This window comes from Cytobacillus praedii, assembly GCF_001439605.1.
Lineage (GTDB): Bacteria > Bacillota > Bacilli > Bacillales > Cytobacillaceae > Cytobacillus > Cytobacillus praedii.
Genome location: NZ_LMBX01000001.1, coordinates 83,477 through 108,865, shown reverse-complemented (window position 1 = coordinate 108,865; position 25,389 = coordinate 83,477). Strand labels below are relative to the sequence as shown.

General features: G+C 37.7%; 25 protein-coding genes and 1 riboswitch. Of the genes, 12 read left to right on the top strand and 13 right to left on the bottom strand.

Annotated features, from left to right (window positions below; genetic code table 11):
* Window positions 1-115: 115 nt before the first annotated feature.
* The 5 genes from ASU02_RS00495 to gnd all read left to right on the top strand — a co-directional run bounded on the left by ASU02_RS00495 (window position 116) and on the right by gnd (window position 6,284).
* A complete protein-coding gene (locus tag ASU02_RS00495) occupies window positions 116-601 on the top strand; it encodes a GyrI-like domain-containing protein (RefSeq protein ID WP_057759821.1) in 486 nt (161 codons plus the stop codon).
* A gap of 399 nt (window positions 602-1,000) precedes the next feature.
* Window positions 1,001-1,732 (top strand): GntR family transcriptional regulator, encoded by a 732-nt coding sequence (locus ASU02_RS00490; protein WP_057759818.1) that lies wholly within the window; start codon window positions 1,001-1,003, stop codon window positions 1,730-1,732.
* Window positions 1,725-3,269: a gluconokinase gene (gntK, locus tag ASU02_RS00485; protein WP_057759815.1), complete on the top strand. Its 1,545-nt coding sequence runs from the start codon at window positions 1,725-1,727 to the stop codon at window positions 3,267-3,269. The genes ASU02_RS00490 and gntK overlap by 8 nt, the downstream gene beginning before the upstream one ends.
* A gap of 15 nt (window positions 3,270-3,284) precedes the next feature.
* The gene (locus ASU02_RS00480; protein ID WP_057759813.1) at window positions 3,285-4,631 is read left to right on the top strand and encodes a GntP family permease; all 1,347 of its coding nucleotides are present in this window, start codon (window positions 3,285-3,287) and stop codon (window positions 4,629-4,631) included.
* Window positions 4,632-4,883: 252 nt separating this feature from the next.
* Window positions 4,884-6,284 (top strand): decarboxylating NADP(+)-dependent phosphogluconate dehydrogenase, encoded by a 1,401-nt coding sequence (gene gnd / locus ASU02_RS00475; RefSeq protein ID WP_057759810.1) that lies wholly within the window; start codon window positions 4,884-4,886, stop codon window positions 6,282-6,284.
* Window positions 6,285-6,440: 156 nt separating this feature from the next.
* On the opposite strand, the gene ASU02_RS00470 is transcribed toward gnd, so the two are convergent.
* The 4 genes from ASU02_RS00470 to ASU02_RS00455 form a co-directional block, all read right to left on the bottom strand.
* On the bottom strand, window positions 6,441-7,073 hold the full coding sequence (locus ASU02_RS00470) for a queuosine precursor transporter (protein WP_057759807.1): 633 nt from the start codon (window positions 7,071-7,073) through the stop codon (window positions 6,441-6,443).
* A 14-nt stretch (window positions 7,074-7,087) separates the two neighbouring features.
* A complete protein-coding gene (queF, locus tag ASU02_RS00465; protein WP_057759804.1) occupies window positions 7,088-7,588 on the bottom strand; it encodes a preQ(1) synthase in 501 nt (166 codons plus the stop codon).
* 128 nt (window positions 7,589-7,716) lie between these two features.
* A riboswitch (PreQ1 riboswitch) is annotated at window positions 7,717-7,763 on the bottom strand.
* An 87-nt stretch (window positions 7,764-7,850) separates the two neighbouring features.
* Window positions 7,851-8,675 carry a phosphonoacetaldehyde hydrolase gene (gene phnX, locus ASU02_RS00460; RefSeq protein WP_057759801.1) on the bottom strand — a complete coding sequence of 275 codons (825 nt, stop codon included), beginning with the start codon at window positions 8,673-8,675 and terminating at the stop codon, window positions 7,851-7,853.
* Window positions 8,676-8,948: 273 nt separating this feature from the next.
* Window positions 8,949-9,230 (bottom strand): hypothetical protein, encoded by a 282-nt coding sequence (locus ASU02_RS00455; protein ID WP_057759798.1) that lies wholly within the window; start codon window positions 9,228-9,230, stop codon window positions 8,949-8,951.
* A 267-nt stretch (window positions 9,231-9,497) separates the two neighbouring features.
* Here ASU02_RS00455 and ASU02_RS00450 point away from each other — a divergent pair, with 267 nt between their 5' ends.
* Window positions 9,498-9,914, top strand: a complete 417-nt coding sequence (locus ASU02_RS00450) for a MarR family winged helix-turn-helix transcriptional regulator (RefSeq protein ID WP_232426104.1) — start codon at window positions 9,498-9,500, stop codon at window positions 9,912-9,914.
* Between the two features lie 235 nt (window positions 9,915-10,149).
* On the opposite strand, the gene ASU02_RS00445 is transcribed toward ASU02_RS00450, so the two are convergent.
* The 3 genes from ASU02_RS00445 to ASU02_RS00435 form a co-directional block, all read right to left on the bottom strand.
* Complete coding sequence (locus ASU02_RS00445) at window positions 10,150-11,172, bottom strand: YheC/YheD family endospore coat-associated protein (RefSeq protein ID WP_057759794.1); 1,023 nt, start codon at window positions 11,170-11,172, stop codon at window positions 10,150-10,152.
* A 295-nt stretch (window positions 11,173-11,467) separates the two neighbouring features.
* Window positions 11,468-12,694, bottom strand: a complete 1,227-nt coding sequence (locus ASU02_RS00440) for an ATP-grasp domain-containing protein (protein WP_057759791.1) — start codon at window positions 12,692-12,694, stop codon at window positions 11,468-11,470.
* 416 nt (window positions 12,695-13,110) lie between these two features.
* Window positions 13,111-13,680, bottom strand: coding sequence for a hypothetical protein (locus tag ASU02_RS00435; RefSeq protein ID WP_232426103.1), 570 nt, complete (start codon window positions 13,678-13,680; stop codon window positions 13,111-13,113).
* 425 nt (window positions 13,681-14,105) lie between these two features.
* Here ASU02_RS00435 and ASU02_RS00430 point away from each other — a divergent pair, with 425 nt between their 5' ends.
* Window positions 14,106-14,771: a hypothetical protein gene (locus tag ASU02_RS00430; RefSeq protein ID WP_057759786.1), complete on the top strand. Its 666-nt coding sequence runs from the start codon at window positions 14,106-14,108 to the stop codon at window positions 14,769-14,771.
* Window positions 14,768-15,076: a hypothetical protein gene (locus ASU02_RS00425; RefSeq protein WP_057759784.1), complete on the top strand. Its 309-nt coding sequence runs from the start codon at window positions 14,768-14,770 to the stop codon at window positions 15,074-15,076. The genes ASU02_RS00430 and ASU02_RS00425 overlap by 4 nt, the downstream gene beginning before the upstream one ends.
* Window positions 15,077-15,130: 54 nt before the next feature.
* Here ASU02_RS00425 and ASU02_RS00420 read toward each other — a convergent pair whose 3' ends face one another.
* Entirely contained in the window at window positions 15,131-15,784 is a 654-nt protein-coding gene (locus tag ASU02_RS00420) for a TetR/AcrR family transcriptional regulator (protein ID WP_057759783.1), read from the bottom strand.
* Window positions 15,785-16,038: 254 nt separating this feature from the next.
* Here ASU02_RS00420 and ASU02_RS00415 point away from each other — a divergent pair, with 254 nt between their 5' ends.
* On the top strand, window positions 16,039-16,794 hold the full coding sequence (locus tag ASU02_RS00415; protein ID WP_057759779.1) for an SDR family NAD(P)-dependent oxidoreductase: 756 nt from the start codon (window positions 16,039-16,041) through the stop codon (window positions 16,792-16,794).
* Between the two features lie 89 nt (window positions 16,795-16,883).
* Here ASU02_RS00415 and ASU02_RS00410 read toward each other — a convergent pair whose 3' ends face one another.
* Window positions 16,884-17,504, bottom strand: coding sequence for a TetR/AcrR family transcriptional regulator (locus ASU02_RS00410; protein WP_082631653.1), 621 nt, complete (start codon window positions 17,502-17,504; stop codon window positions 16,884-16,886).
* Window positions 17,505-17,661: 157 nt separating this feature from the next.
* Here ASU02_RS00410 and kynU point away from each other — a divergent pair, with 157 nt between their 5' ends.
* The 3 genes from kynU (at window position 17,662) to ASU02_RS00395 (ending at window position 21,358) form a co-directional block, all read left to right on the top strand.
* Entirely contained in the window at window positions 17,662-18,945 is a 1,284-nt protein-coding gene (kynU, locus tag ASU02_RS00405) for a kynureninase (RefSeq protein ID WP_057759776.1), read from the top strand.
* An 80-nt stretch (window positions 18,946-19,025) separates the two neighbouring features.
* The gene (gene kynA / locus ASU02_RS00400; RefSeq protein ID WP_057759773.1) at window positions 19,026-19,880 is read left to right on the top strand and encodes a tryptophan 2,3-dioxygenase; all 855 of its coding nucleotides are present in this window, start codon (window positions 19,026-19,028) and stop codon (window positions 19,878-19,880) included.
* A 134-nt stretch (window positions 19,881-20,014) separates the two neighbouring features.
* Complete coding sequence (locus ASU02_RS00395) at window positions 20,015-21,358, top strand: sodium-dependent transporter (RefSeq protein ID WP_057759770.1); 1,344 nt, start codon at window positions 20,015-20,017, stop codon at window positions 21,356-21,358.
* A gap of 198 nt (window positions 21,359-21,556) precedes the next feature.
* On the opposite strand, the gene ASU02_RS00390 is transcribed toward ASU02_RS00395, so the two are convergent.
* From ASU02_RS00390 to ASU02_RS00375, 4 genes are all read right to left on the bottom strand, one after another.
* Window positions 21,557-22,672, bottom strand: a complete 1,116-nt coding sequence (locus tag ASU02_RS00390) for a sensor histidine kinase (protein ID WP_232426101.1) — start codon at window positions 22,670-22,672, stop codon at window positions 21,557-21,559.
* Entirely contained in the window at window positions 22,644-23,348 is a 705-nt protein-coding gene (locus ASU02_RS00385) for a response regulator transcription factor (protein ID WP_057759766.1), read from the bottom strand. The genes ASU02_RS00390 and ASU02_RS00385 overlap by 29 nt, the downstream gene beginning before the upstream one ends.
* Window positions 23,349-23,380: 32 nt before the next feature.
* Complete coding sequence (locus ASU02_RS00380) at window positions 23,381-23,947, bottom strand: VanZ family protein (RefSeq protein ID WP_057759763.1); 567 nt, start codon at window positions 23,945-23,947, stop codon at window positions 23,381-23,383.
* Window positions 23,948-24,095: 148 nt separating this feature from the next.
* Window positions 24,096-24,938: a hypothetical protein gene (locus ASU02_RS00375; protein ID WP_057759760.1), complete on the bottom strand. Its 843-nt coding sequence runs from the start codon at window positions 24,936-24,938 to the stop codon at window positions 24,096-24,098.
* Between the last annotated feature and the right edge of the window lie 451 nt (window positions 24,939-25,389).

The window sequence follows — 25,389 nt, the reverse complement described above, 5'->3', positions numbered from 1 at the left end:
AACAAATTTCACCTCTTAGACCCCACATACAAATCCATTTTGCATAATTTAAATCACAGATATGTCCGGCTATTTAGAATAAATCATAGTAAATGACAAAGGAGAGTTTCACAAGATGGAACCAAAAGTAATGAAGAAAGAAGCCTTTCATGTAATCGGTTATCAATTTGAAGCAAATCTGCGGGAAATTGAAGAAGGAGATCTAGGCAAAGAAACATTGGCTAGATTACAAGAAAACGCCGAAGGAATTCTGAATAAATGCGGCAATCACATCTATTTAATTCAGCTATACCCTATGAAAAAGGACTTTAATGCCTTAGAGGATTCATTCACACAAATCATTGGCTATGAGGTATCTAATGCAAGCGACGTCCCTGAGGGAGCCATTCTCCACACGATTCCGGAGAATTTCTATGTCACTTACACTCATCAAGGACCTGAAGCAGAATTGTATAAAACTTATGATTACTTATACGGCAAATGGCTAGGGGAAAACGGCTACGCACCCATTAGATATGATATGGAACGATGGGATGAACGTTACAAGCCAAATGATTCCGATAATGAAATTGATGTCTTTATTGCTGTTCAGAAAAAGTAAGAGGAAGATTTAGACTCGCGCATGAAACATTTATATAGAATTCATTTTATAATCAGCAACTAGGAGAGATGATTCTTAAATTGCTCCCTTTCCTATCCTAATCCTTCTTATGCCACTAAAGGTTCCCAACCATTCTATTGAAAACATAGAGAATAAAATATGACAATACGCCATGTCCGATATGGACATGGCGTATTGTCATATTCGAGTATTTTCGCCAATATAACATAAACTATGAAGGAAAACGTCACGTCGAAATTCTCCATCATCCATTTTATTTAATAATAGGTTTCCAATATATGCATAGAGGCAGAATAATTAAAAGCGTTTGCACAATGAAAGATCTCAGTTATAATACTTGTATACAAGTATACTTCATCAATTGAAGAAGGTGATTTTATGACTGAACCAAAAGAATTTCTCTATCCAGAAAAATGGCTATCTAAAGCTTCGGCTGGTGATCGCGTAGCATGTGAGCTTCGAATGCAAATTATTTCCGGCCTAATTGAAAGCGGTACCATCCTTTCTGAAAATAAATTGGCAGCTGATTTTGCTGTGAGCCGATCCCCTATTCGTGAAGCATTAAAAATACTTGCTTCGGAAAATATGATTCGGTTAGAAAGAATGGGTGCCGTCGTTATCGGCTTAACAGAAAAAGAAATTGAAGAAATTTACGATGTACGTTTACTTATAGAAACGTTTGTGTTTGAACGACTTGTTAAGATGGACACTCATGAATTAGTAAATGAGCTCAGCAAAATCCATGAAATGATGAAAGTGGCCATTAAATTTAAAGATGCCGATGAATTTTCTTATCAAGATGTCTTATTCCATGAAACGATTATTCGTGCCATTAATCATTCCTATATGCTGATGATCTGGAATAATTTAAAACCCGTTATGGAATCCCTCATTCTTTTATCTATGCGTGCTCGCTTTAAGGAAAAATACGAAGATTTTACACGCATTGTGGAAAATCATGAGCTGTATATTGAAGCAATAAAAACGAGAGATCGAACGCTTATGGTAAGATCCCTGCATCAAAACTTTGATGATGTCCAAGGGAAGGTAGAGGATTTATGGATGTCTCAACAAATGCTATCTAAAGGAGTCGAGCTTGAAGATGAGTAACTATATGTTAGGTATAGACATCGGCACGACAAGTACGAAAGCTGTTTTATTTACTGAAAAGGGAGAGGTCATCCAACAAGAGAATATTGGATATCCCCTTTACACACCGGATATTTCTACAGCTGAACAGGACCCTGAAGAGATTTTCCAGGCTGTTCTGAAAGCGATTTCGAACATAACGAAGAATCATCCGCAAAAAACGCTATCATTTATTTCATTTAGCAGTGCCATGCATAGTGTGATTGCGATGGATGAACATGACCAGCCATTGACCCCGTGTATCACTTGGGCAGATAATCGCAGCGAAGCATGGGCACACAAAATAAAAGATGAATTGAATGGACATGAAATATACAAACGGACAGGTACACCCATTCATCCCATGTCACCGTTAACAAAAATTGCATGGCTTGTGAATGAGCAGCCTGAAATCGCTGGTAGGGCTAAAAAATACATTGGAATCAAAGAATATATCTTTAAACAATTTTTTGATCAATATGTGGTCGATTACTCTCTTGCCTCAGCTATGGGCATGATGAATCTCAAAACACTGGATTGGGATGAGGAAGCTATAGCAATTGCTGGTGTAACACGTGCCCAATTATCTAAGCTCGTACCGACAACCACCATATTTCAGAACTGTCAACCTGATTTAGCAAGGCAGATTGGGATTAATCCGCAAACCCCATTTATTATTGGTGCAAGCGATGGCGTGCTTTCTAACCTAGGGGTAAATGCGATTAGAAAAGGCGAAATCGCGGTAACAATTGGGACTAGCGGTGCCATTCGAACGATTATTGACAAGCCGCAAACTGATGAAAAGGGCAGAATATTTTGCTATTGCCTCACCGAAAAGCATTGGGTAATTGGTGGACCGGTTAATAATGGGGGAATGATTCTTCGCTGGATAAGGGATGAATTTGCTTCTTCAGAAATTGAAACAGCAAAAAGACTAGGCATTGATCCTTATGAGGTATTAACGAAGATCGCTCAGCGTGTAAGGCCAGGTGCTGATGGACTATTATTTCACCCTTACCTTGCAGGTGAACGCGCACCTCTTTGGAATCCCAATGTAAGAGGCTCATTTTTCGGTCTCACCCTTTCACATAAGAAAGAACATATGATACGCGCAGCATTAGAGGGTGTCATTTACAATTTATATACCGTATTTTTGGCTTTAATGGAATGTATGAACAGCCCTGTAACACGAATTCAAGCAACTGGCGGCTTTGCTAGATCCGAGGTTTGGAGACAGATGATGTCTGATATCTTTGAATCTGAAGTAGTCGTTCCTGAAAGCTATGAAAGCTCTTGTTTAGGCGCTTGCATTTTGGGGCTCTATGCGACAGGCAAAATACATTCATTTGAAGTTGCCACCGAAATGATTGGCAGCACTTTTAAACACACGCCAAATGTTGAAGCTGTTAAGGAATATAGACAATTATTGCCGATTTTTATCAACCTTTCTCGAGCATTAACAAATGAATATACAAAAATAGCCAGCTATCAACGCGGCTTAATAGACACAAGTAAATAATTAGGAGGGATGGACATGCCATTATTCATTGTAGCCATTGGAATCATCGCATTACTGATCTTAATAATGGGGCTAAAATTAAACACCTTTATCTCATTAATAATCGTATCTTTTGGCGTTGCATTAGCCCTCGGAATGCCTCTAGAGGGAATTGTTAAAACGATTGAAGCAGGATTAGGAGGAACGCTTGGCCATTTAGCGTTAATCTTTGGACTTGGAGCGATGTTAGGGAAATTGATCGCTGATTCTGGCGGCGCTCAGCGAATTGCGATGACGCTAGTTAACAAATTTGGTGAAAGAAATATTCAGTGGGCTGTCGTAGTTGCCTCATTCATTATTGGAGTAGCGTTATTTTTCGAAGTGGGATTAGTGTTATTAATTCCAATCGTTTTTGCCATTTCAAGAGAGTTAAAAGTTTCAATTCTGTATCTTGGCATACCGATGACTGCCGCTTTATCCGTAACCCATGGCTTCTTGCCGCCACATCCGGGACCAACTGTTATAGCTGGTGAATATGGGGCAAACATTGGTGAAGTATTACTTTACGGTTTTATTATTGCTCTTCCAACGGTCATCATCGCAGGACCTATTTTTACGAAACTTGCTAAGAAAATTGTCCCTGCATCATTCACAAAAACAGGAAATATCGCTTCACTAGGAGAGCAAAAAACATTCAAATTGGAGGATACTCCTGGATTTGGCATCAGTGTCTTCACTGCCATTCTTCCTGTTATCCTCATGTCGATTGCAACCATTATTACTCTTTTGCAAAAGACAATGGGATTTGCAGACAATAGTTTTCTAGCTGCGATCCGATTTATCGGCGAAGCTGGTACCGCCATGCTGATCTCCTTATTAGTTGCCGTTTATACAATGGGCCTTGCTAGGAAAATCCCTATAAAAACGGTTATGGAATCATGTACCACAGCGATTACACAAATTGGAATGATGCTCTTAATTATCGGGGGCGGCGGCGCCTTTAAACAAGTATTAATTGATGGCGGTGTAGGTGACTATGTAGCTGAATTATTCAACGGCACTTCCCTATCGCCTATTTTACTTGCTTGGATTATTGCAGCCATTTTGCGTATTTCATTAGGCTCTGCAACCGTTGCAGCTTTAACAACTGCTGGTTTAGTGATTCCGATGCTAGGACAATCTGATGCGAACCTGGCTTTAGTTGTACTTGCAACCGGAGCGGGCAGTTTAATTGCTTCTCACGTAAATGATGCTGGTTTCTGGATGTTTAAAGAATATTTTGGATTAAGCATGAAGGAAACATTTGCAACATGGACATTACTTGAAACAATTATTTCAGTAGCTGGTTTAGGGTTTATTCTATTACTAAGTTTATTTGTATAGGCTCTTTTTAAAAAAACTGTGGCTTTGAACTAGCTACTTGAATGGTGTTAGCAAAAAAGGTTAGTTGATTGGAGCGGAAGGTGCAAGACTCTTGCGGGAAGTGTGGGACAGCTGAGACCCCGCGGAAAGCGAGTACCTGGAGCAGAAATCAACCTCTACTAATAAAAAGTATAGTCTTTCTAGGCAGTAAACATCCCTATGTAACGAAGGGACTTTACTGCCTATTCATCTAAAGTAAAAGGAGCGAAAAGAATGTCCAATACAATCGGTGTTATTGGTTTAGGCGTGATGGGCAGTAATCTCGCTTTAAACATGGCTAATAAAGGAGAACAAGTAGCTGTTTATAACTATACGAGGGATTTAACCTATCAGCTCGTTGAAAGAAGTCAAGGTCAAGCGATCCATCCATACTTCGAAATCCAAGACTTTGTTCAATCATTAGAAACACCAAGAAAAATTTTTCTTATGGTCACAGCAGGCAAGCCGATTGATTCAGTCATTCAATCATTAATGCCTGTTCTTGAAGCAGGCGATATCATTATGGATGGGGGAAATTCCCATTACGAAGATACAGAACGCAGGTATGAGGAGTTAAAGTCAAAAGGAATTGGATTCTTAGGAATTGGGATTTCCGGCGGCGAAGTTGGTGCGTTAAAAGGACCATCTATCATGCCAGGAGGAGATAAAGAAGTATATGAGAAAGCTGCTCCCATTCTTACAAAAATAGCAGCCCAAGTGGATAACAGTCCATGCTGTGTTTATATCGGTCCGAAAGGGTCTGGCCACTTTGTAAAAATGGTACATAACGGGATCGAGTATGCAGATATGCAGCTGATTACTGAAGCCTATACTTTTTTAAAAGATAGACTCAATTTGAGCGTTCATGAAATTGCAGACATTTTCGACACTTGGAATCAAGGAGAGTTAAATAGCTATTTAATCCAAATTACTGCAGACATATTAAGAAAAAAGGACGAATTAACAGGATTGCCCCTTATCCATGTCATTCTTGATAAAGTAGGACAAAAAGGAACAGGAAAATGGACAAGCATTCAAGCAATTAATAACGGAATCCCTTCATCCATCATTACGGAATCATTATTTGCAAGATACCTGTCTTCTTTAAAGGAAGAACGATTAACTGCAGAAAGCATCCTGGCAGACCCAGATATGAATAAGCAGCCATTAGATAAAGAATTATGGATTGAGTACGTAAGACAAGCTTTATATATGGGAAAGGTTTGTGCTTATACACAAGGGTTCACTCAATATAAAATGACTTCTGAGCTATACGGCTGGGATTTGCCATTAATGGATATCGCTCTCATATTCCGTGGCGGCTGTATTATTCGAGCAGAATTTCTCAACATAATCAGTGAAACCTATCAAAAACAGCCAAAACTAGCTAATTTGTTACTTTCTCCTTATTTTGCTAAAAAAGCACAGGACTATCAATCAGGATTGCGAAAAGTCCTTTGTGAGGGCATTAACGCTGGAATCTCCTTCCCATGTTTAAGTGCCTCACTCACTTACTATGACAGCTATCGCACAGGCACATCCAATGCCAGCTTACTGCAAGCACAACGTGATTATTTTGGAGCACATACTTATGAGAGAAATGACAGAGAAGGGATCTTCCATACAGAGTGGTAAGAAGATAGGTTCACTAACCCAGACAGCAATAAGATAGATTTCAAATAAGAATGGCGAAGGATGCACTTTATAAATATGAGCATCTCTTCTATTAAAATAGTCCACCCGTAAGGAATGGACTATTTTTATTTCTTTCATAAGCTTCTATTCATTTAATTAAGCTTCCTCTTGAACTATTAGTGCAGCTTCTTTCCTCCTAATAAGATGAACTAATAAATACACAAGCGGAGTAACAACAATCGATGCAAAAAACTTAAAAATATATTGGGTCAAAATCAAGCCTGCAAGTACACCAACAGGCATTGTTCCATAGAAAGCAATCGTGATAAAAATGGTTGTATCAACGAATTGACTCAGCATGGTAGAAGCATTGTTACGCAGCCAAAGCTTTTTCTGCCCATGCTTGCTCTTTAATCGATTAAACACAAAAACATCCAAGTTTTGACTAATCGCATAAGAGATTAGACTCGCTATAATCACCCGAAAGCTTCCGTTTAATATCGTTTGGAATGACTCCTGGTCTGTAAAAACGGGAGCTGCTGGCAAATGGATCGCAATCATAATAAATATAACGGCAAGCACTTGCATAATCAGACCTGCATACACTGTCCGCTGCCCTTCTTTTTTTCCATAAACCTCGACAATCACATCGATAATTGGATACGTAAAGATGTAAATAATAACAGCTGCTGGCAGGATCGCGAAGTCCCCAATGCTAAATAGCTTAACAGCCACAATATTAGCTAAAATTAAAAGCCCGACATATATACCATTTAAATATAAAATCATTTCCTTTACCTGCCTTATCGATTATCTACTTTTTCCGGATAGAGATCATGATTCATCAGCCGATGATCAGCCATCTCTTCATATTTCGTGCCTGGTCTCCCATAATTGCACCATGGATCAATCGATATGCCTCCACGCGGTGTGAATTTCCCCCAAACCTCAATGTACCGTGGATCTAGTAATTTTATTAAATCGTTCATGATAATATTGACGCAATCCTCATGAAAATCGCCATGATTTCTAAAACTAAACAAATATAGTTTCAGCGATTTGCTCTCCACAATTTTCTTATCTGGGATATATGAGATGTACATCGTTGCGAAATCAGGCTGACCTGTAATAGGACATAAGCTTGTAAATTCCGGGCAGTTAAATTTCACGAAATAATCCCGATTAGAATGCAGACTATCAACCGCCTCCAATACTTCAGGGGCATAATCAGATCGATATTGTGTTTGCTGATTGCCTAACAGTGTTAAATCCTTTAATCCTTCTTCCATCTTGCGTCCAGACATAAAAAATACCTCCTGTAAAAATGTTTCCCAACACTTTTCAAAAGAGGCGCGTTCAACCATTCTATTGCAAACAAACAGGATCAAACAAAAAAAAGCCATGTCCTATTATGGACATGGCATATTGTCATGTATCCATAGTTTTTTATAGAGGGTATAAGCTATGAACCTCTCCCGATCAAGTTCGGTTATTCTCTTCCATATAATATAGAATTCAGCGGGACACGTCAAATAGTAAATTTATGTAGTGCTTTCTGTGCCGAATCTATTTTATCAAGGCTTTATGCGGTCTTTTCCCTTCAGCAATAAGGTGATTAATCCTCTCGATTAACTGCGGCAGCTCACTCATTGATTTTATTGTAAAATCAGCCCCATTTTGGATAAAGGTTTGTTCAGTTTTAGCAATTGCTGTTTCTTGATCTCTCTTTGATAAAGCATTAAATTCATCTAAGCTTAATCCTAGTTCAGAGCTTCCATTAATGACACCAACTGACCAAACTCCTGCATTGGATCCCTCTTTAATATCCGAAACCGTATCACCCACTTTGATAACCTTCCATGCAGCAGAAAGCTTTAATGCCTCCATATTGCGATAAATCATATAAGGATACGGTCTTCCAAGAGAATTTGTTCCATCAGGAGTTATATAGAAATCCGGGCTGTAGCCTTTACTCCCTGCATGAGGAACAACAACATCCATCATGGATTGGGTATACCCTGTTGTCGAACCAACTTTCAGTCCCATCTCCTTCAATTCCCGTACAGTCTCTACCACCCCTGGAATGGGATCTGTATACTCTTTTAGTGAGGACATTAATGCAGGTTCGAATTCAGCATATAGATTCTCTACATCTTGTTCATTGAATGCTCTTCCAAACCTTGCCTCCCACAAGCCAGATATCCTTGGCATCTTTAGCATTTCACGAATATGATCAATCTTTAACATGCCCATTGGCGCTCTTGCCTCTTCCATCGTTACTTCAATCCCTGCATGTTTAAAGATATCAATAAATACATGTACTGGAGCAAAACAGCCATAATCAATCGTTGTTCCAGCCCAATCTAAGATAACCCCTTCAATTTTATGCATGCCGGCACCCCTCCATAAAAGTTAATGGGGGATGGAGCAGTAAGAAGCTTTGCAAACACAATTGTTCGCAATAAACATAACAGCAAAAATAGACAGCATCCCTCATACCCCCTACAGACGCCGGGATGCCAAAATCCGTAAAGCTTAGAATAAAGGAAAGGACAAATGCTCCCCCTAATGTTCCTATTAATGGCGAAGTCCAAAACCAGCAGCCACTTCGATGACAAAAGCAGGAGGATCCAATATCCTTCTGCTTTTGTAAAAGCTCCCATACTAAATATTAATCAAGAATAATGGCACTCCTAGAAAAAGAATCCATAACATCGGAATCAAATTTACTATTAAAGCCCCGCGCCTTTTACGGACATGAAGGATCCATGCAATGATACTGCAGATAAGGACCGCAACCGGGTACAAACCAATGGCTAATACAAAACTAACATTCCCTAATCCAAAGCCATTATCAAAACTCATAAACGACAATCCCCATATGATTAGCCACGGCAGTGTACAAAGTACATATAGAATTTGACTAAGAACCAGAAATATTTTCATTTTAAATCCTCCCCCCTTACCATACGATATGGGGTCAATAGGAATAAGACATTCCCCTTCGCTATTGCTGCATACCACATTTGAATAAGGTTATAATTAAACTTTTATTTCTTTATTAAAAAATAATTTTATTAAAAAGTACATTACTTTATAAAAAAACCGGAAACTCTTAGGTTTCAAACAGCAGCTATGTTGGCATCGGCAAAAATTAATTATATACTTACCATATATTTTAATAAGTAAAATACTATATTAGGCTGTGAGATAATGATGGCGAAAAAGGATCAAACGTACAATGTGGAAATAATAATGAGAGAAATGCTTGAAATACAACAAAAATCTAAGATGTTTGTTCATCTATTATCAGAAGGAGAGTCCCTCTCCCAGAATCAGCTGATCCTGCTGCTCCAACTAAAGATCAATAGCGGAATGAAAGCAACAGAAATTGCTGACTTTTTCAACGTTACTCCTGGTGCCGTAACATCTATGTGCGATAAACTGGAAAAGTTAAATTTAGTTCACCGTGTTAGAGAAAGTGAAGATCGCAGAGTTGTAAAAATGGTCCTAACGAGGATGGGCGAAGAGAAAGTTCATGCCATTTTTTTGAAATTCCCATCAGAGAAACTATCAGAAATGGCAAAAATACTAAAAGAAGTCAATACATTAATGAGTGCAATTTTTTAAGGATTTCATTTATAATGAAATCCCTTTTTTATTGTAAGCGCCAAATATTCTCCACCTTCAATTTGTAAATAGCCCATGAGATATTCTCCTTACAAACTGCATGTGGACGCTTCAACAGCTGGTTCGAGTGTTTCAGAATTACTTTCTTTCTCCTCAAGTAATATATCTTCGTTTTGAAGTGCACTCAAGTTAATACAATAGCCAATTTCAAAGTAATTAAAATCCATTGATATTACTATGTTTTTTTGTTTTTTTCAGCTAAATACCTAGCATATTGAATTGTATTTCTAGCTACATCTAATTCAAGATTATTAACAATAGGCGGACCTGGTCTCCAATTTACTTCAAACAGCCATATTTTTTGGTTTGCATCCATTCCAACATCAATTCCTAATTCATCAAGTGATCGATCATATAAAGAATCAAAATGGTTAGAAAAGCTGATCGCAAATTGCTCAAGATACCTTTTAATATCGTACCAGGATTCATCAAACTCTGTTTTTAAAAAGGTGTCTAAATAAGTGCTATAACCACCACTGCCCATATTTGATGTAATGCTCCCCAATTGGCCTATCCTTGGAAAAATGGAAGTGATGACCCATTTCCCTTCTCCATTTTTTTGTACATGCAGCCGGAAATCATAAACATGACCAGCTTTCATTTGACATGAAATAAACTTTTGAACCAGGTAATCTTGTTCTTGTAATTTAGATATAAAGTCTGGCAGCCGCTTTTCACTCATTGAAAAGATTTTTCCTGCCACATTCATTTTGTAATGATCTATTCCTTTCTCAATAAAAATGACGCCCATGCCTTGATGCCCAGACAGCGGTTTAAGAATAAGCTTTTCATAACGCTGGATCATTTCAAAAAAACGCTGAACCGTTAATCTTTGGAAAGGAATAAGGTATTGTTCAAATTCTTTTGCTCTTTTAAGTCTGTTATATACACTTAATTTATCTCCAATCGAATGACTTGTAAAAGGAATCCTATCATGCAAATAATCAAAAATATCCTCAGCTTTATCACCAATAGGATAACTTGAATTATAAATGACATCAGGAAAGGGAAATTCCCTTTCAATCCACTCGCCGCTTTCATAGACTTTCCCTAAAATTTTTTGCTTTTCTATATTTACTTTCCCTGGGGTAAAGTAAAAAAAGTTAACACCTTCTGCTTTTGCTGCAGCGGCATAAGCATATGATTTCTTTACATTGTTGGGGTCTGCGCGATGATGAAGCATACCAATTAAGGTCATGATACCTCTATTCCACCTTTCTTTAAATTGTTTGATAAGAAAAAACTGGTTTTAAAAGGCCCGAATGAATTAGGAAGAATATGACCGATATTCCCATAAAAGGATAATGACTCTATCGAGAAAGAAAATAAAAGTGGAAAGGAATTGTATTCCCCTATGGTCTAAATAAATTCCCCAGAATTCCTTCTGTTTTTTTGCTTTATTGCTTTTCGAAATTTAATTAAGAGTTACATAATTGGAGAATCTAATTCATTCTTTTATGTTTAGAAACATGTCCATTAAAAGTCATCGGTTATCACTCCAAATCTTCAAGAAAAAAACGAAGCTCTCTTTTCGCTTCCATGGCGATTCTTTTCGCTTCTTCCTTATCATCGGATGATGTCAGAATGTATCCGTAACGATCTCCCATGGATAAAGGCGGACGTAATATCTGACCTTTTCGGGGTTTGATATAAACCTTCTCTACACCAGGATATTGAGAACAGCGTTTTTTGCCTGTCACTTTAAGCAGCTTACCTTTTGAGTTAATTGTTAAATAATGAGCATAGGCATACTTGTTATGTTTTTTAATGAGACGAGGCTTATTCCCTAAAAATAATTGAATAGTTTCCTCTACTAAATTAATGCCGTATGCAGCTTCAATGATTTGATTCATCGCGCCGCCTGAGATTCTTGGGTTGATCTCAATTAATTTCCATTCTCCTTGTACTAAGCGCATTTCCAAATGACATGCACCATTTTTCATTTCAAAAGCTTGTAAGATGGAACTTACTGTCTCATATATTTTATTGTAAAAGTCTCGATCGGGATCTGCTAATAGACAATATCCGGTTACGATAAATCGCTGGAAAAACGTAATCTCTTGTTCAATGATTGCAACAATATGAACGTTTCCATTGTGCACTAACGCTTCAATTAAATATTGGGGGCCTGTTAAAAATTCTTCCAGTAAAACGGGATTTTTTTCGTATTTTTCCAACAAAAATTGCATCGAACGCTTTAATTGGTACTCGTCTTTTGCTAGCAGTACATCTTTCGAGCCAGAAGATAGAGGGGATTTTACTATAAGCGGTAAAAATTTCTTGTTGATTTTATTGATAAATCCCTCTAAAGATTGATTTGGTGAATATATTGCATAACGAGGGGTTATTGGGAGGTCTTTGAGAATCTCACGGGTTAAAACTTTATCCTCCATTTTTTTGATTGGAACAGCAGAGACAACACCTGGACAAAATTCTTCTGATAAGGATGCTGCTACATGAACAAAAGGATCTATAAAACTTAAAATACCCTTTATTTGTTTCCCCTGTTTTTTTAATTTGATGATCTTTTTTCTTAATTGATCGTAATCAAATATTTCCACTACTATCATTTGGTGAACATCGGGAAATTCTGTTCTTTGATCAATGAATCTTCGTTTGTTAGTTAGTAATACAGTAAAAAAGCCCAGTCGCTCTGCAGCTTGGATTGCTTCTCTACTCGAACCAGATTTATTAGTTTCAATAAAAACAATGGTTTTCATAAGCTTATGTCATCCTATCTTCAGTGATTTTTATTAAAAGGTTTCATTTATTTCGTTCTAAGTTATAAAAACGAAACAAAACTTTTTCTTTGTCTTTTGAGAAGTTTACGATATTCAAATAAAAAGAGAGTGTCCATGGCTCTCCTTTCTGGCTCGGTGAAAAAGCTTCAAGATCATTGCAAGTAATCTCTAACTCTGTAACAATCTGAAACTATTACTCAAAAAAGAGGATAGGTATGGAAAAGGGAAATTTGTTCAAATAGAAGCACGATCATTTATTAAGAGTCTGCTAGTACCCACTTAAGGTACACCCTAGTTTCTGTGATTTGGCGGCAATGATGGGGGAACGAGATTAGTTTATCGCTCCCACTATCATTATTTATGGGTGCATTAATAGGCGTAAGAGTACGACTTGATTAAACTTCCTCTTGATTCCCGTTCTCCCCATCGTTTACTGCAATACCGTCACCTCCGCCAACTGCATGCTGCTGTTTGGTATTGGAACTTTCGATTGCAGCATTCGTTCCTGCTGTACTGTCTTTTCCAGCACCACTTGCAACCTGAGTAGCCCCCGCTTCTTCTCCAGCTTGATTGATCTGATTATTGATGACAATCACAAGTTCTGAGTCATCATCACAATGACCATGCTTGACGTGCGGCTCAGTCTGATTCCCATTCACACCAAAGTTTTTAGCCTCCCCTCCGGCTCCGACACTCTGCTGCTGTTCGGTATTCGATGAATCTAGGGCGGCATTATTCCCTGCTGCACTGTTTCGTCCAGCACCACTCGCAATTTGCGTAGTATTTGGTGAACTGGTGAACTGGTTGTTGATGATAATCACAATTTTGGATTTGCCAGAGATAAGAGATCTAGAGACAACTTCGTCTCCATCTCTTTTGACAACGACACTAATCGTTTCATTCACATTTGTTCCCTGTACTGTTTCATCAGAAGAATTCTCAGTATCTGCTTCAAAGAAACTCATCTTCGTCATTCCCTCCTTTTTATTGAACAAAAAGGGGCAGCACACTCGTTTAACATTGGTATAGGTCGAAATTTGTTTAGCTTTCATTAAATGTAAATAGCATCCCTTTTTACTTTATAAAATGTCGATCGAAAGAAACTGCTTGGACAAATGTACAAAGTCATAAATTTTTCCAAATCACTATAACTTTACGCTGTTTAACTTGATAGAAAAATAGCCCTTACCATAGAGAAAGAGCGCATTGCATATATAAGAGTACTGCAAAAAGTCAATTTTACTTACATTTTTTATTGTCCAATTATGTAGAAATCTTGTCCCAGTACAGTCATCTAATCCTTCTTGACAAATCATCCATCAATATACTTTAATTAATATATATTTTAACAATTAAAATATATATTAATTAAATAAGCAGGTGTGAAGGAATGAAAAATGAACGGGTAAAAAAGCTCCAAAGCATCACGCTGACAAGCGGTCAAATCAAGGAATTAGCTAAGGACTGCGAACGATTGAACATACGTGGTTCTGTTACGTTACACCAAGAAATCCACCTCAAAGAGATCTCCACCCATGGTTTTAGCACCTTTCAATCTCATGTGGCAGCAGATCTGTTAAAAAGCTCCGGGTCATGTGTCATAAAAGGCAATTGCGAAGTAAAAGAAATTATCAATGCAGGAAATTTAAAAATGAAAAATTTGCGTACAGCGAAGTTTTACAGTTCGGGAAGGCTTACCATTGAACAAACGCTTCATTCAGAACAGTTTGAGTCCATTGGGATCATTGCCGCAAAAGAAATTAACACAAAACACTTTCAGCTAAAATTATCAGGTAAGAGTAGGATCAACCGATTAATTGCGGAAGAAGCACATATAGAAAAGGATAGAAAATCTATTGCATTGAAGAAAAAACTAATTTGTCATCTTATTAAGGGAAAACAATTGCATCTTGCCTCTACAGATGCAAAATTCGTTGAGGGGGATGTTGTGGTTGTTGGCAGCCAGTGCAATATTGAAACACTTACCTATACAGAAAGCTGTACCATCTCTCCGGATGCTACAGTCCAACAGATTATAAGGAGCAAAAATCTATGAAGATAAAAAAAATGATCCTTTCCTTCTTCTTGTCGTTAACAATCCCTGTCCTGTCTGTCCTTTACCTAGGATTGATCTCGAGCGCACTAATCTCCATACTCGCAGGGATATTACGAACAATTGGTTTCGAACAAATAAAAATGAGTATTTGGCAGGGCATTGATCTTCCCGTCGCTTTAAGCATTCCTGTATCACTTGTTGTTTCATTTCTGCTTTTCAAGGGTTCACTTTATGTAAAACGCTCGATTACATTTTGTTTTCACAATCTTTTCTCTCCAGCCCAACCACCTATGAAGTTTAAATAATTTCACACGTACATACAAAAAGAGGCAGCAGCTATTATCCTGTGCCTCCTTTTGTTACTTTGCTTTAATATATTCCAAGAAAATCTGTTTAGTAATAGCTAACTGTACTCTTGGTTCTATCTCATCTTCAAAAAAGGGAATTCGTTCAAATAAGGACAGTTTCCTTGAAAATAATCCGAATGCGTTAATAACAGATGCTAAGACCTCTTTCACCTGAATATCCGATCGAATGGAACCATCACATATTCCTTCCTCCATTATAAGCGTGAGCGTATCTGAAATCCTTTTTCGAACCTCAATGTATTGATGATAATCCCCTAACTCCTCAAGAGAAGTAGAAGCATAGCTTTCAAAGGCTTCAAGCAACTGCGTACATTCTAAGTTTTCCGGCTCGATATCAAAAATGAAATGATTAAATAGGATTTCAATTTTTTCAAGACAAGTACAGTTTTTAGAAGCAACCGTTTGAAAGACAGTAAGATATCTTTCCAATAAATTCACTGCCACCGCAACAATCAGTTTGTCCTTTTTAGGAAAGTACCGAAAAACAGTCGCAATGCCTAAATTCTCTTCATCTGCAATATCCTGCATAGTTGTTTTTTCAAAGCCTTTTCTGCTAAATACCTTCTCTGCGGCTTCTATTATACTTTTCATTCGCTTGTTTTTTCCAGCTTGCCGTTCCTGTTCCCATCTGCTTTGAGGATTCACTTGTACAACTCCTCTCTTACTTCGTTTCTGTACTGATGCTAACAAATTCTCAAAAAACCGTCAATTTGGCTCCACAAAACTATTTTATTGAAATTTTCAAAAACGAGTTTTATAATATCACTATAGTCATGATAGTTATACTATCATGATCAATTTATTACTTTCGTTTGGAAATATTAAAGTAAGATGCTGCTTATTTTTTCTATGATTGTTCTTTAAAGAGAGCATAAAAAAATGATTAGGGAGAGATTTTAATGGCACGGTTATCAAACAAAGTTGCGATCATCACAGGCGCAGCCAGTGGTCAAGGAGCAGAGGAAGCAAGATTGTTCGCTAGTGAAGGGGCAAAAGTAGTAGCAACTGATGTACAATTTGAATTACTAGAAAGTGTAGTTAAAGAAATTAAAGACAATGGCGGAGAAGCGATTGCTATTAAGCATAATGTCACTTCTGCAGATGAATGGAAAGTTGTTGTCGAAACAGCTGTGGAGAAATTCGGAAAAGTTGACATTCTAGTCAACAACGCGGGTATTACCGGTCTAATTACTCAAACAATTGAAGATGTAGAAGAATCTACATGGGATAAAATCCTTGAAATCAATACAAAAGGTCCATATTTAGGAATCAAGGCAGTCCTCCCTGAAATGAAAAAGGCAGGCGGCGGCAGTATTGTTAACATTTCTTCCCTTTCAGGCATTAACGGAGTAGGTAATGCCGCATATAACAGCTCAAAAGGCGGATTACGACTTTTAACAAAAAATGTTGCGCTCGACTATGGAAAGTATAATATCCGTGTCAACTCCGTACACCCTGGCACAATTGAAACACCAATGATTGAAATGTTTACAAGCAATAAAGAAGTAAGAGATATGACATTAGCCGGAATTCCTTTAAACGTTCTTGGTCAACCGTCAGATATCGCATATGGTGTTCTTTATCTGGCTTCTGATGAATCAAAATTTGTTACTGGCATCGAGTTGATTATTGACGGCGGTTCTATTTTACATTAATTAGATGAAAGGCAGTGCCTATAAATAGGACTGCCTTTCACCATTAAAGCAGCCTCACATAGGTTTGTTGGTAAGGTTTATTCTTGGTATTACTTACCAACATAGAGACCCCTTGTATACAGTAAAGCTAAATTTTCTGCTACTCTATTCAGATCTTCTGCCACTTCTCCAAGTAAAATATCCCACATTACTTGCTCATTCATATAATACCAGCCTCTAGCAATCAATGAAGCCTCTATCTCCTTGTTTGCCATTCCAGCTTCCTGAACGAAAGTAATATCTTTGATAATCCCTGCGATAAATCTAGTCCGAATTTGACTCCATTTACCTTCCACGATTTCAGAAACACCAATAGCCTCTTTTAAAACCTTCATCATTTCCTGTTCATCTAAGGCAGCCTGGATGAATAGTCTGACCTGCGTCTTTATCTGTTCAAACGCCTCCTCACTTGTCTTTGGTTCAAAAGGCAAGCTTGCAACCTCATACATTTTCTCTACTATATTTTCCATGAGCTCACCAAATAGCTCATCCTTATTTTTGAAATACACATACGCCGTACCATATCCAGTATTCGCTTGTTTATTTATCTCCGTCATCGTCGCTTTTTGAAAGCCTTCTTTTAAAAAGATGACCTTACCTGCATGTAATAGATTTAGCCGGGTTTGCATTGCCTTCTGCTGTCTCCTGGATAAACCGTCTTCATGATTCACTCATTTCACCCCAATTCGATAGTTTTTATCATTTTCTAAATTTTAAGTATTTTCTTTACAATCTGTTAATTGATATTATATCATTGACATAATATCAATTAAATACTTCATTCTATTTTTATAAAGAACATTCTCATAAGAAAGGGAGCTGGTCCATATGAGTGAAAAGGAGTTTACAACAAAGGCCTATGCACAAAAGCTTGATTCTGTTGATGAACTAAGGCAGTACCGCAATGAATTCTATCTGCAGTCAGGAACCATTTACTTTGACGGGAACTCTCTTGGACTTCTATCGAGGAGGGCTGAACAAGCACTTCATACCGTACTTGAATCATGGAAGACTTATGGCATCGACGGCTGGCTAAAAGGGGAAAACCCGTGGTTCTATTTCCCTGAAAAGCTTGGTGAGATGACGGCACCACTTATTGGAGCAAAGCCTGAAGAAGTAATTATAACTGGTTCCACGACAGTTAATTTACATCAAATCGTTTCTACCTTTTATCAGCCGGAAGGAAAAAGAACAAAAATTCTTGCAGATGAGTTAAATTTTCCAACAGATATTTATGCCTTAAAAAGTCAGCTGAAAATTCGCGGACTTAATCCAGAGGAACATTTAGTGCAAGTAAAAAGCAGGGACGGGCTAACAATCCGTGAAGAAGATATTATTGAGGCGATGACAGATGAAGTCGCACTGATTGTCCTTGCAGGCGTTCTTTACCGCAGTGGCCAAATATTAGATATGAAGAAGATAACCGAGGCAGCACACAAAAGAGGGATCGTCGTTGCTTTTGATTTATGCCATTCCATTGGATCCATTCCACATTCATTAAGTGAATGGGGCGCAGATTTTGCCTTCTGGTGTTCATATAAGCATTTAAATGGCGGGCCAGGAGCTGTAGCTGGCATCTATGTAAACGAGAAACACTTTGGCATTAATCCTGGGCTTGCAGGCTGGTTTAGTTCAGATAAAAACAAACAGTTTGACATGGAGCATGACTTAACACCCGCACCCAATGCGGGAGCCATGCAAATGGGCACACCAAATTTACTAAGTGCAGCACCGCTTTTAGGCTCGCTATCGATGTTTACAGAGGCAGGTATAGATAAAATCCGCAATAAATCCTTAAAGCTTACGGATTATATGATTGACCTTATTAAGATTGAATTAGGCAACTTTGAGTTCAAGATTGGAAATCCTCTTGATCCAGACAAACGGGGTGGCCATGTATTTCTTGAGCATGAAGAAGCAGCCCGAATTTGTAAAGCATTGAAAGATAACGGGGTCATTCCTGATTTCCGTACACCAAACGGCATTAGACTTGCACCTGTTGCATTGTACAATACGTTTGAAGAGGTATGGGAAGTGGTGCAGATTCTGAAAAAAATTATGGAAGAAGAGCAGTATAAGAAATTTGAGAACAAGCGGGATGTTGTTGCGTAAAATAGAATCGTATTGATAGGTACCATCCATCTTGACTAGACAAGATACAGGACACTCAACTCCAGAGGGGGAGAAACGCAATGTCAAAATCCATTTCAGATCTTTATAAAAATCTTGAAAAAGAAAAAGGAATTCATACAGATTTTAAAGAGAATATGACGTATGGCGAATACTTACATCTCGATCAAATTCTGACTAGCCAAAAACGCTTATCAGACCATCATGATGAGATGCTTTTCATTATTATCCACCAGGTAAGCGAGCTATGGATGAAGCTCATTTTGCATGAGCTTTCGTCGGCGATAAAAGAAATTGAGCAGGATGAACTGCATTCTGCTTTTAAAAAGCTTGCCCGTGTCTCTAAAACCCAGACGCAGATCATCCAAGCCTGGGACGTTTTATCTACCTTGACGCCTGCTGAGTATTTGCAATTCCGGGACACACTTGGAAAGGCTTCAGGCTTCCAATCTTACCAATATAGACTCATCGAATTTGCTCTAGGTTATAAGTCTACTCATATTCTAAAGATCTACGAGAAGGATCCTGCTGTTCATGCAGCTCTTCAAACAGCCTTTCAGGCACCGAGCATTTATGATGTCTCGATTAAAGCATTAGCCCGAGCAGGCTTCGACATCAATCCAGCGCTGCTTGATCGTGACTTTTCCAAGGTCTATGCAGGGGACCCGAGTGTAGCAGCGGCATGGAGAGAGGTTTACCGCAATGTGGATCAATACTGGGATCTATATGAATTAGCCGAAAAGCTTGTTGATATTGAGGATTGGCTCCAGCAGTGGCGCTTCCGTCATATGAAAACAGTAGAACGAATTATTGGGTTCAAAGTGGGAACAGGCGGTTCTTCAGGGGTAAATTATTTGAAGCAGGTGCTTGATCACCGTTTCTTCCCTGAACTTTGGGATTTACGAACGGAACTATAAAGTAAAACTCATTCAAAGGGGGTTTTATTGTCCAATAATCTGCGATAAAATTAAACTTCTATCGCCGGCCTGAAGATAGACCGGTGATTATTTTTAAACGATGTATTAGAAAAATAGGAAAAGGGGGGCATGAAATGGATGTAAAAAAGGATCAATGGACATCCAAAATTGGATTTATCTTGGCGTCTGCCGGAGCAGCTATTGGTCTTGGCGCCATATGGAAGTTTCCTTATGTCACAGGAATGAGCGGCGGGGGCGCATTCTTCCTCCTATTCGTCGTATTTACTATACTGATCGGCCTGCCTCTGCTTATTTCGGAATTTATTATTGGCAGGGGATCTGGCAAAGAAGCAGTCAGCGCCTATAAAAAATTGGCCCCAGACAGCCTATGGGTGTGGGTCGGCCGACTCGGAGTCCTCGGCTGCTTTTTGCTTCTATCTTTTTACAGTGTTGTTGGCGGTTGGGTTCTAGTTTATAGTGGTTTGTCTATTCCCGGAAATATTATTGCTGAAGGGGCAAGCTATCTTGATTTATTTGGCTCAATCATTGGAACCCCATGGATTACGATTCTTGGCTTGCTTATATTCTCCCTAATTAATGTTCTCATCATTTCTCTTGGTGTCTCAAACGGAATTGAAAAGGCAAATAAATATATGATGCCGCTACTATTCATCTTTTTTATCATTTTAGTTGTACGTGCCTTGACTCTTGAAGGTGCGCTGGAAGGAGTGAAGTTCTTCCTTTCGCCCGACTTTTCAAAAATAACCGGTGAAGCCATTCTATATGCATTGGGACAGTCATTCTTCTCATTAGCAGTCGGATTCTCCTGTATGGTTACCTACAGCTCTTATTTAAAAAAGGATGTAAGTTTAACATCATCTGCCAGCGCGGTTGTCGGCATGAATATTTTCGTTTCTTTATTAGCTGGACTTGCCATCTTCCCAGTCGTATTCGCTTTCGGCTATGAGCCCGCAGAGGGACCTGGCTTACTGTTTATCGTATTGCCATCCGTTTTTTCTCAGCTGCCATTTGGTGAAATATTCTTATGCCTGTTCCTGCTCTTATTCTTATTTGCTACATTAACATCTTCCTTTAGCTTGTATGAAATCATTGTAGCTTCCTTTACAGCAAATGGAAAAAGATCAAGAAGTAAGGTAACGTGGATCTCTGGTCTCATTATCTTCCTAGCAGCCATTCCGGCCGCTTTATCTTCCAGCAGTCTAAGCGACTTACTGATTTTTGGAAAGAGCATTTTTGATGCGACAGATTTCCTTGTCAGTAATATCATGCTGCCATTTGGCAGCCTGCTAATTTCATTTTTTATTATCTATAGTGCGGATAAATCGCTTGTTAAGCATGAATTTGAATTAAACAGTACGGCAGCACCAAGGCTATATCCGGCTTGGCGCTTTCTTATGACATGTGTGGCACCTATTACGATTATTGTTGTATTCCTGAATACACTCGGCGTTCTTTAACTGTAAAGCATTTTAGCGGTCTATCAATCTGCAAAAAAACTACTCATAGCGGTGCTTTTACAAAAGAAGGAAAATAGATCAATGGGACAAGGAGGCTGAATCCTTGTCCCATCCATTTTAATTGAAAGTTCAACGGTGCTAAAACAAATCACAATGAAAGACCACCTGTCAAAGAAAGGGGGGCTTTATTAGAAATTATTATATTTCATTAGTATTATTTTTCCATAATTTAACAACGAAGGCTGTTTTCCTACGAGAACTTTTTACTTCAATTTGCCCATTATGTAATTCGACAATACTCTTCACAATGGCTAGTCCTAAACCCGAACCGCCTGTATATTCCGATCGAGACTTTTCTACTCTGTAAAACCTTTCGAAGATATGCGGAATGTCAGCACTAGGTATGACCTGACCATAATTAGCTATTTCAATCTCAGCCATTTCTTCTGTCTCAGTTAATTTTATATCAATATATTTCCCATCTTTGCCATAACGAATGGCATTTTGTATAAGGTTTTCAAATACTCTCGCCAGTTTATTTCCATCACCCATTACTACAGGATTCATTGGGGACGATAGAAATAGCCTCATTTCCATACCTGCATTTTGAGCCTGGTATTGATACTGAACGATCATCTGATTTAACATTTCTTCAATATTAATTGGCACTTCATTCATAAGCGCTTCTCTGTTTTGAACAAAGGTATATTCAAATAAATCATTGATTAGATGATGCAGACTCTCTGCCTTGTTGTGAACGATTTGGATATAATGGCGCAATTCAACCTCATCTTTATATTGGTCCCCATTAATCAGGTTCAAATAGCCGACAATGGAAGTAAGCGGCGAACGCAGATCATGAGCCACATTCGTAACCAAATCATTTTTTATTTGGGCAGATCTTTTTTGATCCGCTATCGCCTGTTTCGCTTGAAGAATAATGTTGTTAATATTATTACCTATTTCTCCTACTCTCTGCTCATCCTCGACCGTTACTTTTTGGTCAAAATGCCCTTTTGCAATATGCTTGATTTCTTCAACCATTTTAGTAATAAGATACTCTCGATACCTTTTTCTTTCATAAAGATAAAAGAGCAATACGTATAAAGTAAAAATCACACTAAAGATAAGTACTAAAGCTGCTGACCCGAAAGAGCCCACAAGTTCAATGAAATCTGATACCCGAGAGGACTCTGTATCTAAATACCTGATTGTTGGAATGAGTGCAATAGCTGTCAAACCAGTCAAAAGTGCTGAGAGAAGAATATATATTGGAAACTTCCATTTAGGAATAAACAAGATGACCTTTTTCAATTTTATACCCCACTCCCCAGACGGTTTGAATGACTATTTCTCCCGGTATCGCTGCTTCTATTTTATCGCGTATATTTTTAATATGAACCATAACAGTTTTATTCGAACCGATACTTTCTTCCTTCCAGACCCTTTCAAAGATTTCCTCTGAACTGAATACCCTTCCTTGATTTTTGGCTAATAAATATAAAATATCAAATTCAATGGAGGTTAATTTGATTTCTTTTCCGCCTGCAGTAACCTGATGGCTTTGTTTATCAATTTCCAGTGTATGAATTTGAATGATTCCCGAATCTTTAGAGAAAGATTTATAATTTGCTCTTCGAAATAACGCCTTTACTCTAGCAGTTAATTCCAGCGGATTGAAAGGCTTACTCATATAATCATCAGCACCTGTCATTAAACCTATAATTTTATCCATATCCTGCACTTTTGCACTTAGCATAAGGATCGGCACCTGATTATCGATTCGGATCTGTTTACATAATTCCAATCCATCCATATTAGGCATCATGACATCTAGGACAATTAAATCAACCGGGTTCAACGCTAGGACTTTTAAAGCTTCGATTCCATCTCGTGCTTGAAGAATTTGATACCCTTCATTCATTAGGTATACCTCAATTAATTTTGCAATTTCTTTATCATCATCGACAATTAAGATGGTATGGCTCAAAATTTATTGCCTCCTTAAACACATGTTCATTCTTACATTCCTTTTTCTAAGCTTAGCTTATGAAGAATGCGATTAACTATCGTGACATCTGATAGTTTTTTGATTAGTAAAAACCCTACCACAGCACCTAATGTATTGGCAATTAAGTCGTTAATGTCTGTACTTCTTCCATTCCCAAGAGTGACCCTAATTAACAGCTGAATGAACTCGAAAGTTAAACTGATGAATAACCCTGAATAAGCTGCCTTTTTAACTGATTGATACTTCTTATTCAGTAGTGGCAAATACATGCCAAAAGGAAGCATCATGATAATATTTAAAAGAAAAGTTGGAATATCAATTGTTACTATTGGGATAAAATTAATCGATTTGTACCAAGGAGTCAGATTTGCGTATTTTCCAATGTTCACTTCAATAGGGAAAAACACAAGATGAATCATACACAAAAAGTAAAAGGCATAAGAGATTAATAGGACCGTTTGCCCTAAACTGAACTTATGTCTTATAAGCCCTGCAAAAATCATATATAGTAAGAAAATGATCAATGCTGGAACAAGAATATACGTTGAATCAACTGTAAACATGATCGATTCTTCCATCTTTTTTCCTCCTACACTTAAATTGTATAGCTTTAGTATATTGGGTAAATTTAAAGTTTTTTTAAAGAAAAGAGAAATGATTTCTTAATGTTAAATAACAAAACGTATACTCTAATTGAATATACGTTTCAAGAAACTTAATAGCGCATTAATCTACATTAACCACTTGATCATTAATCATAATCTGTTTAATATTCGCTGAATCTAAAAAGACGCGGTTCCCATTTTGATCTAAACTATATTGCCATTTGAATCCAATGTCAGTCGTGCTTGTAGAGCTTGCCTGTAAATCAACAATCTTATCATCCTTTGTTATTACCTTTACACTTGGGGTATTCTCAGGTAAGTAGCTTGTATTTCCGTCTGTACGTTCCCCTTCAATACCAACCCCTAAAAGTGAAATATATAATGTTTTTAATGCTGTTTTTTCATTTTTCAGCTTCGTTGTCAGATCAATTGTCAAGCGATCGGAATGATCTTTTACTTTAAACGTATGTTTAAATGGTCCTTCTGCAACTTTCTCGTCTGTTTCTCCATTCATGATCGCATCTGCTTTTATTGTTACTTTTTCTCCATCTAAGCTGCTAGAAGCATCAACATCAAACATAGCAATAAGCTTCTTGCCATCTTCTGATACTCGCTGTTCAACCATGTAACTTGCTCCATTTTTCAGGTCTAATTCTAATGTATCAATGACTGCTTCTTCTGGAAAAACAGCTCCGTTTTCTCTCTCAAAAGAGGCAATGATAATCGCACTTTTCCCTCCGATTATACTTTCTTCTACCTTCATTTTGATTCCTTGTTCAATCGTTACTTGATCTATTGCAGCGGCACTATTCATCACATTCCCATCAAAAAACATCTTGAAGTAATCTGTATTCTGGGCCGCAACAACGGTAGTAGAAGCACCTATTGCTAGTACAGCTGCAGCAATTCCCATGCCTCTTTTCATATTATTGAATGACCATTTTCCTGTTTTGTTTTTATCCATCGCTTTATGCCTCCCTTTCTCTTTGTACCGATTGTATTTACGTTCGCTCTTTCAGAAATATATTGTTTATTTCCTCCCTTCTCTACTCACAAAGTTTACTTAGGTTTAAGCAAGATCACCTATTTGCTTACTCCCATGTCCATAGTATATTTGTGAATTTTAAAGATTTTTTTAAGAAAGACATAAGGTTTTTTTAATATCTCCTGTACATCAAGAACGGAAGAAGAAAGGAAACTACATGAATACAAAAGTGAAAAAGCGATTTTTCGGGGATTAATCCAAGGATTTTCTTCAATCAGACAAAGCACTAAAAGTGATTAAGAAGGATATTTACGAAATTGTCATTCTAAGTAAAGATAAAAAGAAACTAAAAACAATTAAAAATTAAGGTAAATGCATCTTTATAATCAAAATTGTTTGATAGTTATGTATAATCTTAATAAGGAGAGGT